Annotated in this window: 14 protein-coding genes and 1 tRNA gene; 13 read left to right on the plus strand and 2 right to left on the minus strand. The window is 61.4% G+C overall.

Annotation, left to right across the window (positions count from 1 at the left end):
- The first annotated feature begins 56 nt into the window (after positions 1 to 56).
- The 6 genes from petA (at position 57) to H0X95_RS18555 (ending at position 4,226) form a co-directional block, all read left to right on the plus strand.
- Positions 57 to 677 carry a ubiquinol-cytochrome c reductase iron-sulfur subunit gene (gene petA, locus H0X95_RS18530; RefSeq protein ID WP_006491868.1) on the plus strand — a complete coding sequence of 207 codons (621 nt, stop codon included), beginning with the start codon at positions 57 to 59 and terminating at the stop codon, positions 675 to 677.
- A complete protein-coding gene (locus tag H0X95_RS18535; RefSeq protein WP_006485333.1) occupies positions 677 to 2,059 on the plus strand; it encodes a cytochrome b in 1,383 nt (460 codons plus the stop codon). The genes petA and H0X95_RS18535 overlap by 1 nt, the downstream gene beginning before the upstream one ends.
- 21 nt (positions 2,060 to 2,080) lie before the next feature.
- A complete protein-coding gene (locus H0X95_RS18540) occupies positions 2,081 to 2,839 on the plus strand; it encodes a cytochrome c1 (protein ID WP_006477108.1) in 759 nt (252 codons plus the stop codon).
- 94 nt (positions 2,840 to 2,933) lie between these two features.
- Positions 2,934 to 3,545 carry a glutathione S-transferase N-terminal domain-containing protein gene (locus H0X95_RS18545; RefSeq protein ID WP_006400565.1) on the plus strand — a complete coding sequence of 204 codons (612 nt, stop codon included), beginning with the start codon at positions 2,934 to 2,936 and terminating at the stop codon, positions 3,543 to 3,545.
- Between the two features lie 71 nt (positions 3,546 to 3,616).
- Positions 3,617 to 4,132 (plus strand): ClpXP protease specificity-enhancing factor, encoded by a 516-nt coding sequence (locus tag H0X95_RS18550; RefSeq protein ID WP_059723936.1) that lies wholly within the window; start codon positions 3,617 to 3,619, stop codon positions 4,130 to 4,132.
- An 18-nt stretch (positions 4,133 to 4,150) separates the two neighbouring features.
- A tRNA-Thr gene (locus H0X95_RS18555) sits at positions 4,151 to 4,226 on the plus strand.
- Here H0X95_RS18555 and H0X95_RS18560 read toward each other — a convergent pair.
- Positions 4,192 to 4,452, minus strand: coding sequence for a hypothetical protein (locus H0X95_RS18560; protein WP_124550972.1), 261 nt, complete (start codon positions 4,450 to 4,452; stop codon positions 4,192 to 4,194). The genes H0X95_RS18555 and H0X95_RS18560 overlap by 35 nt on opposite strands.
- Before the next feature lie 388 nt (positions 4,453 to 4,840).
- On the opposite strand from H0X95_RS18560, the gene H0X95_RS18565 reads away from it, so the two are divergent.
- The 5 genes from H0X95_RS18565 to H0X95_RS18585 all read left to right on the plus strand — a co-directional run bounded on the left by H0X95_RS18565 (position 4,841) and on the right by H0X95_RS18585 (position 12,222).
- Positions 4,841 to 7,591 carry a type VI secretion system Vgr family protein gene (locus tag H0X95_RS18565; protein WP_059723934.1) on the plus strand — a complete coding sequence of 917 codons (2,751 nt, stop codon included), beginning with the start codon at positions 4,841 to 4,843 and terminating at the stop codon, positions 7,589 to 7,591.
- A gap of 121 nt (positions 7,592 to 7,712) precedes the next feature.
- Entirely contained in the window at positions 7,713 to 9,935 is a 2,223-nt protein-coding gene (locus H0X95_RS18570; RefSeq protein ID WP_059723969.1) for a T6SS effector phospholipase Tle3 domain-containing protein, read from the plus strand.
- Complete coding sequence (locus tag H0X95_RS18575) at positions 9,932 to 11,407, plus strand: virulence factor (protein WP_171984063.1); 1,476 nt, start codon at positions 9,932 to 9,934, stop codon at positions 11,405 to 11,407. Before H0X95_RS18570 ends, H0X95_RS18575 begins: the two co-directional genes overlap by 4 nt.
- Positions 11,408 to 11,421: 14 nt before the next feature.
- On the plus strand, positions 11,422 to 11,679 hold the full coding sequence (locus H0X95_RS18580) for a PAAR domain-containing protein (RefSeq protein ID WP_059723932.1): 258 nt from the start codon (positions 11,422 to 11,424) through the stop codon (positions 11,677 to 11,679).
- A 339-nt stretch (positions 11,680 to 12,018) separates the two neighbouring features.
- Positions 12,019 to 12,222, plus strand: coding sequence for a hypothetical protein (locus H0X95_RS18585; RefSeq protein WP_059723931.1), 204 nt, complete (start codon positions 12,019 to 12,021; stop codon positions 12,220 to 12,222).
- A 62-nt stretch (positions 12,223 to 12,284) separates the two neighbouring features.
- Here H0X95_RS18585 and H0X95_RS18590 read toward each other — a convergent pair whose 3' ends face one another.
- On the minus strand, positions 12,285 to 13,085 hold the full coding sequence (locus H0X95_RS18590) for a transporter substrate-binding domain-containing protein (RefSeq protein WP_006485337.1): 801 nt from the start codon (positions 13,083 to 13,085) through the stop codon (positions 12,285 to 12,287).
- A 281-nt stretch (positions 13,086 to 13,366) separates the two neighbouring features.
- On the opposite strand from H0X95_RS18590, the gene H0X95_RS18595 reads away from it, so the two are divergent.
- Both H0X95_RS18595 and H0X95_RS18600 read left to right on the plus strand, forming a co-directional pair.
- A complete protein-coding gene (locus H0X95_RS18595; protein ID WP_006485338.1) occupies positions 13,367 to 13,684 on the plus strand; it encodes a DUF7716 domain-containing protein in 318 nt (105 codons plus the stop codon).
- Between the two features lie 81 nt (positions 13,685 to 13,765).
- On the plus strand, positions 13,766 to 14,101 hold the full coding sequence (locus H0X95_RS18600) for an immunity protein Imm33 domain-containing protein (protein ID WP_006485334.1): 336 nt from the start codon (positions 13,766 to 13,768) through the stop codon (positions 14,099 to 14,101).
- The last annotated feature ends 108 nt before the right edge of the window (positions 14,102 to 14,209 follow it).

Consider the following 14,209-nt stretch of genomic DNA (forward strand, 5'->3'; position numbering starts at 1 on the left):
CTAGCGGCGGAATGGAAAGTCGTGACGGAAAATCCAACTCAGAAGTGGGGCGTGTGATGCGAGACAAGGAAGAGAAACGCGTCGACAGCGGCCGCCGTACCTGGCTGATTGCGACATCCGTAGCAGGTGGCGTAGGAGGCGTAGCCACCGTCATACCTTTCGCGGCGTCGCTTGCGCCGTCCGCGAAAGCGAAAGCGGCCGGTGCGCCGGTCGAGGTCGACATCAGCGGCCTGAAGCCCGGCGAAATGGTCACCGTGCCGTGGCGCGGCAAGCCGGTCTGGATCCTGAATCGCACCGATTCGATGCTGGCCGACGTGGTCAAGGCCGACAAGGAAGTGGCCGATCCGGCCACGAAATCCCCGTATTCGATGCCGTTGCCCGCGTATTGCGCCAACGAATATCGGTCGCGGGCCGATCGCAAGAACATTCTCGTCGTGATGGCCGTGTGTACGCACCTCGGCTGCACGCCTAGCCAACGCTTCACGCCGGGTCCGCAGCCGAACCTGCCGGACGACTGGCCGGGCGGTTTCCTGTGCCCGTGCCACGGTTCGACCTACGACCTCGCCGGCCGTGTGTTCAAGAACAAGCCGGCGCCTCAGAATCTCGACATCCCGCCCTACATGTTCACGTCGGCGACGACCCTCGTGATCGGCAAGGACGAGAAAGGAGAAGCGTGATGGCCGCCGACAACAAGGAAGTCTCCACCACAGGTTTCACCGGCTGGATCGACCAGCGCTTCCCGCTCACGTCCACCTGGAAGAAGCACGTATCCGAGTATTACGCGCCGAAGAACTTCAACTTCTGGTACTTCTTCGGCTCCCTCGCGCTGCTGGTGCTCGTCAACCAGATCGTCACGGGCATCTTCCTGACGATGAACTACAAGCCCGACTCGATGCTCGCGTTCGCGTCGGTCGAGTACATCATGCGCGAGGTGCCGTGGGGCTGGCTGATCCGCTACATGCACTCGACCGGTGCATCGATGTTCTTCGTGGTCGTCTACCTGCACATGTTCCGCGGGCTGCTGTACGGTTCGTACCGCAAGCCGCGCGAGCTCGTGTGGATCTTCGGCTGCGCGATCTTCCTGTGCCTGATGGCCGAAGCGTTCTTCGGCTACCTGCTGCCGTGGGGCCAGATGTCGTTCTGGGGCGCGCAGGTGATCGTGAACCTGTTCTCGGCGATTCCGTTCGTCGGCCCGGACCTGTCGCTGTGGATTCGCGGCGACTACGTCGTGTCCGACGTCACGCTGAACCGCTTCTTCGCGTTCCACGTGATCGCGATTCCGCTGGTGCTGGTCGGCCTCGTCGTCGCCCACCTGGTTGCGCTGCACGAAGTGGGGTCGAATAACCCCGACGGCATCGAGATCAAGGCGAAAAAGGACGAGAACGGCATTCCGCTCGACGGCATCCCGTTCCACCCGTACTACTCGGTCCACGATTTCCTCGGCGTGTGCGTGTTCCTGATGGTGTTCGCGCTGATCGTGTTCTTCTCGCCGGAGATGGGCGGCTACTTCCTCGAGGCGAACAACTTCGTCCCGGCGAACCCGCTGCAGACGCCGCCCGAGATCGCGCCGGTCTGGTACTTCACCGCGTTCTACGCGATGCTGCGCGCGACCACCGACCCGTTCAAGATCGTGCTGATGATCGTGATCGCGCTGCTCGGCGTGCTCGCGCTGATCCGCGCGCGCGGCAAGTGGAAGGTCGGGCTGCCGGTGCTGGCGGCCGCGATCGTCGTGTTCATGTACCTGACGGAGTCGAAGTTCTGGGGCGTCGTCGTGATGGGCTCGGCGGTGATCTCGCTGTTCTTCCTGCCGTGGCTCGACCGCAGCCCGGTGAAGTCGATCCGCTACCGGCCGCTGTTCCACAAGGTGTTCCTCGGGATCTTCGTCGCGGCGTTCCTGACCCTCGCGTTCCTCGGCACGCGGCCGCCCTCGCCGGCGGCGACGCTGATCGCGCAGTTCTGCGCGTTGATCTACTTCGCGTTCTTCCTCGGCATGCCCGTCTGGACGCCGCTTGGCACGTTCAAGCAGCCGCCGGAGCGGGTGCGCTTCAAGCCCCATTAACGTGAGCGAGGAGAGAACGACATGAAGAAACTGCTTTCGACACTCGCGCTGATCGGGGCGACCGCCTGTGCGCTGCTGGCGGCGCCGGCCGTGCGGGCGGAAGGTAATTTTCCGCTCGACCGGGCGCCCGATAACACGGAAAATCTCGTTTCGCTTCAGCACGGCGCGCAATTGTTTGTAAACTATTGCCTGAACTGCCACAGCGCGAACCTGATGCGCTACAACCGTCTGACGGATCTGGGCATATCCCAGAAGGAGATCGAAACGAATCTCCTGTTCACGACCGACAAGGTCGGGAACACGATGTCCGTTGCGATGCGGCCCGACGACGCGAAGAACTGGCTCGGCACCACGCCGCCCGACCTGTCGGTCGAGGAGCGCGCGCGCGGCCGCGACTGGCTGTACACGTATCTGCGGAGCTTCTACCGCGACGATACGCGGCCGACCGGCTGGAACAACGCGGTGTTCGAGAACGTCGGCATGCCCCATGTGTTGTGGCAGCTGCAGGGGCAGCGCGTTGCCAAATTCGAAGACAAGACGGACGAGGAGACGGGCGAGAAGGCCCACGTGCTCGTCGGCTTCCAGCAGGTCACGCCGGGCACGCTCTCGTCGCCCGACTACGATGCTGCGGTCGCCGACCTGGTGGCCTATATGACATGGATGTCCGAGCCGGCCCAGCAGACCCGCAAGCGCCTCGGCGTGTGGGTGCTGATCTTTCTCGGTGTCCTGACTTTCCTGGCCTGGCGGCTGAATGCCGCGTACTGGAAAGATATCAAGTAAACACGCCTGACCGGCGTGGGGCCGGCGCAAGGCGGAACCCGTGAAAGGGGTTGCGCCGCGTGCCGGCCCTCAGCTTTTTTGAGGAAACGCAAATATGATGGTTCTGTATTCCGGCACAACTTGCCCGTTCTCCCAGCGTTGCCGGCTGGTGCTGTTCGAGAAGGGCATGGACTTCGAAATCCGCGACGTCGACCTGTTCAACAAGCCGGAAGACATTTCGGTGATGAACCCGTACGGTCAGGTGCCGATCCTGGTCGAGCGCGACCTGATCCTGTACGAATCGAACATCATCAACGAGTACATCGACGAGCGCTTCCCGCATCCGCAACTGATGCCGGCCGACCCGGTGCAGCGCGCCCGTGCGCGCCTGTTCCTGCTCAACTTCGAGAAGGAACTGTTCGTCCACGTCAGCACGCTCGAGAACGAGAAGGGCAAGGCGGCGGAGAAGAATCACGAGAAGGCCCGCCTCGCGATCCGCGATCGCCTGACGCAACTCGCGCCGATCTTCGTGAAGAACAAGTACATGCTCGGCGAAGAGTTCTCGATGCTCGACGTCGCGATCGCACCGCTGCTGTGGCGCCTGGATCACTACGGCATCGAGCTGTCGAAGAACGCCGCGCCGCTGATGAAGTACGCCGAACGGATCTTCAGCCGTCCGGCCTACATCGAAGCACTGACGCCGTCCGAAAAGGTCATGCGTCGTTAATGTTGCAATGAAGGCATGACGGAGCGGGTGGCGCGGCGTGCCGCGCGCCCGCTCCGGGTTCGAGGATTGTGATGCAAGAGATTTCAACGAAGCCTTATCTGCTGCGCGCGTTGTACGAGTGGTGCACCGATAACGGTTACACGCCGCATATCGCGGTGAGGGTCGACAACTCGACGCGCGTGCCGCGTCAGTTCGTGCGTGACGGCGAGATCGTGCTCAACATCAGCTTCGAGGCGACGAGCCAGTTGCAGATGGGCAACGAGTGGATCGAGTTCACGGCCCGGTTCTCCGGGAAGGCGCACAAGATCGAGATTCCGGTGGCCAACGTGCTCGCGATCTATGCGCGCGAGAACGGGCAGGGCATGGCGTTCCAGGTCGATGCGGTCGCGGGCGAAGGTGAGGATTCGGGCGCGTTCGACGATGAGCAAGCCGATGACGCGCAGCGCGACGAGTCCGTCTCGCCGTTGGCGCCGGTCGCCGATAGCGGTGCGAACGAGGAGCCGTCCGAAGGGGCCGACGAACCGCCGAAAACCGACGGCGACGGCTCGAAAGGCGGCAGCAGACCTCGCCTCAAGATCGTGAAATGAGGTAGAATCTCGCGCTACGCCGGCTTAGCTCATCTGGTAGAGCAGTTGATTTGTAATCATCAGGTGGCGGGTTCGAGTCCTGCAGCCGGCACCATATTGAACGAAGGGCCGGGAGATTTTGTCTCCCGGCCCTTCGTCTTTTCTGCGGCGATTTTTTCGGGTTGGGGGCGTTCGTTCGGTGCCACGACGTGTTCATCCGTCGTTTCGACGTCGATCTGTCGGGCCCATTTGCTCGATTCCTTGTCGATACCATCAACGCAACACGCCGTGTTCGTTTCGACCGACTGGCGAAAGCGCGCGCGATCCTCGCAAAGCCCCACGATGTGAATCGGAGCAGCGGCTGTGTGACGCGAGTCGTTACTGACTTCACGAGCGTCAACAGCACCCGAAAGTCACACTTCGAAACAAAGGGCTGCGCGATGTTCGCGTAGCTCTTTGTCTTATACAAATTCTCTTTGCTTGGGGAGAAGGTCTGGAAATGGGCCGAAACGCAATTCGTCGTTGTCGCTGATAGACCGCCTCTGGTGGCGGAATCGATTTAGGACGTAGCGTGATCTGTTTTGTACGTTAGAGCCAGTGCTCTGTGGAATATTATCAATTTCGCAGGGCAGCAAACTTGCCTTTATGGCAATTTGATAAAATCGCGCAAAAGAGCGCGAAGCGCACCCGTAGTCGGTGCGTCATAACGAATCAAACTGAGAGACCGTCTTGAATATCCGAGAAGCGTTTCGCAATTTCGTATCGGGGATTGATACGAATCGGCGCCCCGTGACACTGAGTTGGGGAACGGCACAAAAAGATCTGGGCGCGCAGCTTGCCCTGCAGCATGTGAGTATTCGCGAAAGCATGATGACCGGCATCGATGGCCGTCTGACTTGCGTTTCGCAAAACGGCAATCTCTCGCCCAAGCTTTTTATCGGAACGCCCGTATCAGTCGGGATGGTTACCGACCGTGGCGGCAAACATGCAATCAACGCGATCATCAGCGCGGTTCAGGTCGGACGATCCGACGGTGAGCTCACGATTTATCAGTTCACCGTGACCGACGCGGTGAACCTGCTTCACAAACGCACCAATTCCCGTATTTTCCGCAATGTCAATGTGATCGACGTGCTCAACGTCGTGCTCAACGAATGGCGGCAACGTAGCCAGACGCTTGCCCGTGCCTTCGAGTTCGATCTGTCGGGACTGAATTCCTCCCGGTATCCGAAACGCTCGTATATGCGTCAGGTCAACGAGTCGGACGCGCGCTTCGTGTCGCGACTCTTGCGTCGCGATGGCATCACGATGTTTGTTCGCCCCGGTCGCGCGAGCGGCCAGCCGAAAGACGGTGAGCCGCCGGTGCACACGATGGTGTTTTGCGACGACCCGCACAAACTGCCCGAAGGGCCGTCTGGGACGGTGCGGCTGCACCCGCGCGATGCCGGTACCGAAGAGCGCGACACGATCACGGTGCTGAGCATGCGTCAGGAATTGGTCTCGGGCGAAGCAAGCCGGCCGACCTGGGATTACCGCAAGGCGAACGTGGACCAATCGAGCCGGCCGGCCGGCCTCGACCAGGGCGAGGCCGGCAACGATCTGGCGCAGCTACTGACCGATATCGTGATCGAGAGCCCGCATGTGGCGGACTCGTGGGCGGATCTCGACCGAATCGCCGAAGACCGGATTCTGGCGCACGAAGCGCACGCGGTCCGCTACGACGGCAAGAGCGGCATCCGCGATCTCCAGATCGGCACGTGGGTAACGATCACCGGGGATTCGGGCTGGAATGCGCGGCCCGCCGAGCAGCGGCAGTTCGTGATCACGTCGCTGCATCACAACGTATGGAACAACTTGCCGAAGGAACTGAGCGAGCGGGCGCAAACATTGTTCTCGACGAGCTACTCACTTGAGCAGCCGCCCGCGCAGGGCAGCCAGCAACCAGGCGATCAGGATACGCGTTACGAGAACCAGTTCACCTGTGTGCCGCGAGGTACGCCGCTGACACCGATCTATGACGCGAAGATCGATCTGCCGCTCACGCCGTTGATCACGGGGCGCGTGGTCGGCAGCGGGTCGGACGAGGTGACTTGCGACGAGACCGGTTGCGTCTATGTGATGATTTTGGGCCAGGACGCAGCGGACCACACCCACGCCCAAGGGGCGGGAACGAACGGGAATCTCGGAGACAGCGCGCCGATTCGTGTTGCATCGAGCCTCGCGGGGCCGAACTTCGGCCAGACCATCCTGCCGCGCGTCAATACGGAAGTGCTGCTGGGTTGTCTGAGCGGCGATCCGGATCGCCTGATCATCCTCGGGGTCTTGCCGAACGGCGCCAACATGCCGGCGGCGTTCAGCCATGCCGGCGGCTTGCCCGGCAACCGCTACTTGACCGGAATCAAGACCAAGGAAATCAGCGGGCAACGGTACAACCAGCTTCGACTCGACGACACGCCGAAGCAGATCAGTGCGCAACTGGCGTCCGAACATGCGCATTCCCAACTGAATCTCGGGTACCTGACACAGCCGCGCGACAACGGTCACGGTGCCGACCGCGGTCAGGGCGCGGAACTCCGGACCGATGCCGCCGCAGCATTGCGTGCCGCGCGGGGGATGTTGTTGACGACCTACGCACGCACCCAGGCGAGCGGCGGCCAGCTCGATCGCGATGAGTTGATCCAGTTGCTTCAGCAGTGCACCGACTTGTTCAAATCACTGGGTGACTATGCGGGGCAGCACGGCGGGCAAACGACTGATGCGGCCGGGCAGTCGACGCTGTCGGCCGCGTTCAAGGCGTGGGAGCCGGGAGCCGGCGGCAACGACGCTTCGCAGGCGTTGATGGCATTTGGCGCGCAGGCAGGATTGCTGAACATCACGCCGAAAACGCACGTGACCTATGCGGGCGAGAACATCGATCAGATCGCTGCCAACCATCTGCAATTCACGAGCGGCCAGAAGCTGAACATGCAGGCCGGCAACGGGCTGTGGCTGTTCGCGCAGAGTGCGGGCATCACGACGATCGCTAATCAGGGCAAGTTGCTGATGCAGAGCCAGAACGACGATACGCAGATCGATTCCGCGAAGAATTTCCAGGTGACGGCGGCGGGTGGCAAGGCATCAGTGCTGGGCAAAGACCAGGTGGTGCTGATGACGTCCGGCGGAGCTTACCTGAAGCTGGACGGCGCGAATATCGAACTCGGTTGCCCGGGCACGTTTACGGTGAAGTCGGCCGGTCACTCGTGGCAGGGGCCCGCCAGCATGAGCGGCGAATTACCGACGTTCAGTCACTCTCCGCTCGGGCGTGTGCCGAAGCTGGTTCGGGCAACGGACGGGCAGCCTGTACCGGGATTCGACGCCGAGATCAGGAAGATGTCTGGCGACCTGCTGGATCAGAAAACCGACGCATCAGGCAAGCTGCCGCCGATCAACGGCAACCAGTTCGAGCAACTGACGGTGCGGTTCTTCAAGAAAAATATCTGAGTATTCCGGGGAACAACGCATGACAGATTCTTTTTTGAATCCGCAGGGCCCGGCGTCGCCCGATGCAACAGTGGCCGCGGATGGCAATGCCGCTGCAAATGCGCGTGAGCCGCAGGGCATCATGGTCGGTGAAAGTCAGGGGCCAATGCTATTCGATATGCAAAACGAACTGATTTGCGTGAAGCAGCCGCCGCTGCCCGGCGTGATCATTTTCGTGCACGGTGTTAATTCGGAGGGTGAATGGTACGAGGGGGCCGAGAAAGGGTTGTGCAAGGGCCTGAACCGGCGACTCGCCCGGCTCGATGATCAGTTGGACCATAAGGGCGTGATAGGCGGTCAGATGAGCCCCGTCGCATATACGGAGAGTTTGACGCCGGACGGGTTCCTGAATCCCAAGTTATGGGCGGGAAATTACATCAAGCCTGATCCTTCGTTTTCCCCCGTCATTCACTTCCGTTGGGGGTACAAGGCCAACAAGGAAGAGCTGAAGGAGTACGGGGACAAGATTTTTCTGAACGAGAAGAACTACTGGGGCGGCGGCCCGTTCGCGAACGGCTGCTCGAGTTTGCCGGATCTGTGGCATGAGGGGCTGGACGACCGGATCTTCGGATGGATCTCGGTCCAGGCAATGAATCCGACCACGCGCCCGCTGTATCGAACGCCGCCTCGTACCTACGGGGTGCTCGCCGCGTTGCGGCTGGCCAAATTGGTGGAGTCGATTCGCAGGAAGCAGGCGAACGTGCCGATTACGATCGTGTGCCACAGTCAGGGGAACATGGTCGGTCTGACGGCGGCATTCTTCGGCGATCAGTTGACGGAAGTGACCGACCCGTGGGGCAACAAGGGGCGCTGCGTCGCCGACGCTTATGTGCTGGCGAATCCTCCCTATAGCGTCGCCAACACCAACACCGGAATGGATACCTGGTCCCAGCGGGATATCAAGGACCACAAAAACGGGCGCGGCCGCGAGACCTATGAGGCCCGCACAAAGACACTGCGCGCATTTCTCGACATCATTCGCGCCCGCTCGGCATTCGAGCCGCCCGCGGACAAGGTCGACAGGGAAATGGGCAATTGCCGGACGGCCGAGCAGGGCAAGCCGTATTCGGCCGACGCCGATCGAAATACGCACGGTCTGAACGGCCACACCTATGGCCGGGTGACGCTGTATTGCTGCCCCCATGACCAAGTGATTTCCGCCGTGACGGTTCAGGGTATCGGGTGGCGCGGGCTGGGGCGCATCAAGGACGCAACGAAAGAGGACGGGCCATCGAAAGAGCTCATCGATATCGGTGCCGACGGCGTGCTGACGCAGCGGGTGTTTGCGACGCACTGGGAAGTGGGCAAGGTTGGCGACTACTCGTATTGGACCAATGACTGGCGGTACGGCAAGAAGGGCACGACACCCGGCTTCTGGTTTCCACCTTCCCCGCCGGCAAAATTTGGACTGGTCCGCGCATGGAGCGGAAACGAGAATCCAATCGCCAAGCTATTTACGACAGCCTCCGCACCGGTTCTCTACCTGGTGACGATGGTCACGTCGGGTTTCAAGTTGTTTCCGGTCAATGCCGACCCTCCAGAGTTCTGGACGGTGAACGCAGACGCGCCGGCGCTCGACGAACCATTCACGCCGAAGACGTACCGAAGCAATGATCCGGAACATCTCAATCCGATCAAGATACGGGATGGCGAAGCGGAGAGCGATTTCAACGACGGTTACGATACACCGGCATCGGCCCGGAACGCCGCGAAGACGGACAAGCAATCCGACGATCCGTACGACACCTATCAGTCGCAATCGCCTGACGATCTACCCAATGGCGATGTCGGTAGCGAAGCGTCGCAACGTTACGAGGACCGTGCGATTCTGCGGATGCGCGCGCGTCGTGACGGCCGCAAGGCGTGGGTGGACGACGAAGGTAACGTGATGGGGGAGGATGGGAAGAGCGATGTGCCGGAAGGCTACCAGCAATGGCACAACGAGCAGGTGGTGGAGATCCTCGATGCCGGTAAGCTGAACAACCCGACCAATCACTCGACCACGATGACGAACCCGGAACATGCGCAGAAGGCATTGGCGTATGACGTTGCAGTCGGATTGTGCTATCTGTCGCCGCAGGATTTTGCCGAGTTGCGAATCGAGGCGGATTGGCGGTTTGGAAGTGCGTTGCCGGATATTCATCCGAGCAAGGGTTATGCACAATATTTCGAAAGCGGAGTAATGGGGAAGGACGGCGCACCGGTGCATGAGTGGGTCAAGATTGCAGAAGAGGCCAAGCGGCCCGAAAAAATCGTCGATGAGCGTGAAAACGAGCTCTATCTGAAAATCGGAGGGGCGGTATGAGTAAGATTATTTCGACCCAGCCCCGTAGATTGGTTGTTGCCATCGTGGTCTTGATTGTCGCAATGGGTATCATGTACAGCTTGAGTGTTTTCGCCGGGCCTAAGCTTCGGGGCGAATTGAGTACGGGAGATTGGATGAAGCGATTGTTGATGGTGCCATCCTTGGTGGCGATTCTGACATTTGTGGTATCGACCGTCGTGACAGCGACGCCAGCGCAAGCGGCTACGCAGAAAGATGTCGCCATTCCAAATGCCGGTGAAAGTGCTGCACCGTTCGTGGCGCAGGTCGTCGGATTAGAGTGGCTGAATCCACTACATCGGCGTGACTATCCAACTGAATGGCAGGTTTTGTGGACCATGGGGCTCACTAAACCCAATAAAAACGATGACATGGTCCGTACGGATCCGCAATCGTTCACGAAAATTCAGTCCGTCGCAGGGGTGGCGTACGGTAACCAAGGTACTGAAACGTTCAAAGGCTTCTATCACAAATACGTCAGTAAGCTGCTGGGGATTTTTGGCGATCGCTATGTGATGAACGCCAAGTATTTCTACACGGTCAAATCGAAGAACAAGGGTGACTGGCGCGAACTGGCTGGCATCCGTGTGGAGTTTGCCGTGCCGGAGAGACTGGACGCCGGCGAGGCACAGGCTTATCTTCGAGAGAGCATTACTCGCGAGTTCAACATCGGGAACAAATATTTCCTGGATCTCTGGAGCAAAAACACCCCTCCCGACGTCCACGTCAACCAGGGCGGCGCAAACGCGGGCTTCACGTCGCTGAACCGCGCGCTGGATTACCTGCAGGCGAACCCGGACAAGAGCGCGTGGGTCATGAACTGGGACGCGCCGAGTTTTCCACCGAAGGACGCGCAGATCAACGAGAACATGGTGGTGCTGTTTCTCGTCGGACCGAACTTCAAGACGGAGCGCGAACCGCTGGCATGGATCGGACGCGCGGCGACGGGCAACGTCAAGGACTACGAGGCGAAGGCCGGTACGACGCGTGCGGTACAGGCGTGGAAGGCCACGATCGATAGTGCAGCGCGCAATGCGGGCGTAACGGTGCCGTCGCTGAACTTCGTGGTGCATGACGCGGGTCGCGGCGGCGAAGCGGCGTCGGAGCGGATCGGCGCGTTGTCGCAGACGCTGACGGAAGTGCTGCCTGACTACAACTTCAGCAAGCAGACGTTCAATACGCCGGCGCTGCTGGGTCCGATGGGGGCCGGTACGGCGTTGACGGACGTGGTGCTGGCGATCGGTCGGGCGAATCACCTTGGGGAGAAGGTGCTGGTCGCGGGGACGACGGACGGGCAGCACCCGACGGCGGTGGTGGTGGTGCCGCCGTCCAAAGTCACGCCGATCGATCCGGACAAGGACTGGTTCCGTGCGCGGGGCGAGAACAATGCGTATTTGCCGTGGTGGGGCCGTCGGCACGATACGGACTACGGCATGCAGGGCTATTCCTATTGAGCGGGGAGCCGGCGATGCGAGGAATCATCCGAATGGGCGACGTCCATAGTCACGGCGGCTACGTCGAGACGGGCGCATCGAACAGCGATGTCATGGGGCGTGCGCCTGCACGCGTCGGCGATCGCTGCACGTGTCCGTTACATGGGCCGTGCGTTGTCGTCGAGGGCGACGGGCAATTCGACATCGAGGGCGCGCATGCGGCTTTCGACGGTCACAAGACCTCCTGCGGCGCCGTGCTGATTTCATCGTTGCCGACGTCGGGACGCTCATAGTCCAAACACGCCGGAAAGTCGCGTTGAGATGACAAGGTGATAGAGCGGGCAAGGTTGTTGCCCGCCATGCGGATGTGACCGGTAATGCGCGTCGTTTCGCCCCCGTTTCACTGTCACGCCCGCGTCACGGTGCACCCCTAACGTTGCACGTTCCCATCTTGGCGACATCGCCGGATCGGGGCCGCGCGCACCCTGCCGGCGACGACGTGCCCGCCTCGCGCGCAGACACAACCGGGATCTCGCTCCCGGCGCCGCGGCGGTATATATCGCCCCATTTCATTCGAAAACACGATCGACGTCGGTTCGAACCGGATCGCGGACGATCAGGAGACAGGGACCATGCTGAGCCCGCATGAATTCTCGATGCTGCTGCGCATTGCACGTGCGCCGGACAGCGTCGATCAATCGAATCCCGCCTTCGCCGTGCTGGTCGAGAAGCGGCTGGTGGACGCGACGCAAGTGCGCCTGAATGCGGTGGCCGTGCGCCCGGCGCTGACGCCGATCGGCCAGATGCTGCTCGCGCGCTTCGACGAAGCGGCTTGAGGAAACGCGTCACGCCTTCATCGACACGGAAGACGTGACGCATCAAACACGCGCCGAACCGCTTACTGCGCGACCGGCACCGTCACGTCGCTGCCGAACCAGTGCGTCGAGATCTTCTTCAGCGTGCCGTCCTTGCGCAGCGACTCGAGTGCGTCGTTGATCGCCTTCTCGAACTTCGGATTACCCTTGCGGAACGGGATCGCCATTTCCTGCTTGCCGCCGTTCAGCACCGCCCCCGCGCGCAGCGGCAGGTTCGACGTCTTGATCATGTACGGCAGCATCAGGCGGTCGTCGAGCGTCGCCTCGATCCGGCCCGCGGCGAGGTCGCGCAACTTCTCCGGTGCGCCCGGATACGTCTGCACCTCGATGCCGGGCACGGTGCGCGCCATCTGGTCGTAGTTGGTGCCGAGCGTCACGCCGAGCTTCTTGCCCTTGAAATCGTCGAGCGACTTGAAGTTGCGCGTGTCGTCCTTGCGCTGAATCAGTTGCGCGGCCGAGTACGTGTACGGCTCGCTGAAGTCGAGCGCTTCCTTGCGCTGCGGCGTGATCGTGACCTGGTTGACGATCACGTCGAACTTGCCGGCCTGCAGCCCGGCGATGATGCCGCTCCATTCGGTCGGGATGAACTGCGTCTTCACGCCGAGCTTGCCGGCAACGGCGTTCGCGACGTCGACGTCGAAGCCCTCGAGCTGGCCGGACGTGCCGCGGGAGTTGAACGGCGGATACGTGCCTTCGAGGCCGACGCGCAGCACGCCGGCTTTCTTCACGGAATCGAGCAGGTCTTCCGCATGGGCGGCGACGGCCGTGAAGCCGAGGGCCGACGCGAGCAGGAGGCCCGACAGCAGGAACTTCGAACGTTTCATCGCAGATCTCCAGGGTTCAGTATCGTGGGGTGAGCGCCGGGTATCGGTCGGACCCGGGGCCGGCCGGAATGCGGGCACGTAGACACTACTCGCAACCGCGCCGCGCCGGAAGTCGAATTGGCCCTGATTGCAATCGATTTCACCGCGAACGAGTGACGCGATGCGTCATCTGACGCGCGCCGGGAGGCGGGCGGGCGAGGAATTGGCATAATCACGGCCTGCCGCGGGTGGCTCGCGGCCGATGCAACGCAATCATCAATCCGGATCCCACCGCAATACTTATGTCGACCGACTCCCCGACCGCAGCGTCGCTCCACCATATTCTCGAACGTCCCGGCGATTTCTCCGGGTGGCTTTACCTGCCGCCGATGCCGTGGACGCTCGACACCGAGGGGGCGTTCCTCGAAGACGCCGATGACGCGGAAGCCGACGTTGCGCCCGCCATCGCGGCCCAACCCGGCTGGAAAGCCACGCTCGACAGCGCGACGATCGAGGACATCGTGATCAACGCACACGATCAGGTCGACGAGCCGAGCGTCGCACAATTGCTGGACGCGTTTGTCTTCTACGTCGAGAACGACGCGTTTATCCTGTTCTGATGCTGCGCCGCCGGCACGGCGCCGATCCACGGTTATGCTGGCAACCTGGCTGACTCGCTGCACGGCAGAAAGGAAATGAACATGGCCGACGATCCGGCAGCATTGCGCACGCAACAGGAAGCGCTTTGCGCACGCCACGGCCTGCAGGCCGTCGAACCCGAAGAGATGGTTGCCGTCGCGATGTCGACGCTCGGGCGCATGCCGATCTACGGCACGCGTATCGCGCTATCCGAAGGCGACAACGTCAGCTGGTTCTTCCACTGCGGCGAATACTCGGACGCCGACGATTTCTATCAGCCGCTGCATGCGGCGCACCTGTCGACCTATTTGCCGTCGGTTCTGCCTTATCTGCGGCTGCCGCCCGGCGCGCGTTTCATCATCGACGCCGCCGGCTACGAAGACATCTGGATGGCGTGACGCATCGGCACGCGATCGATCTTTTTCAGTTGTCCAGATAAAGCGGGCAAAACAAAAAAGGACCGCCAGGCGGTCCTTTTCTCATGAAGCGGCGATCGAAAATCGTGT

This window comes from Burkholderia sp. 9779_493 (assembly GCF_015712215.1).
GTDB classification, from domain to species: Bacteria; Pseudomonadota; Gammaproteobacteria; order Burkholderiales; family Burkholderiaceae; genus Burkholderia; species Burkholderia cenocepacia.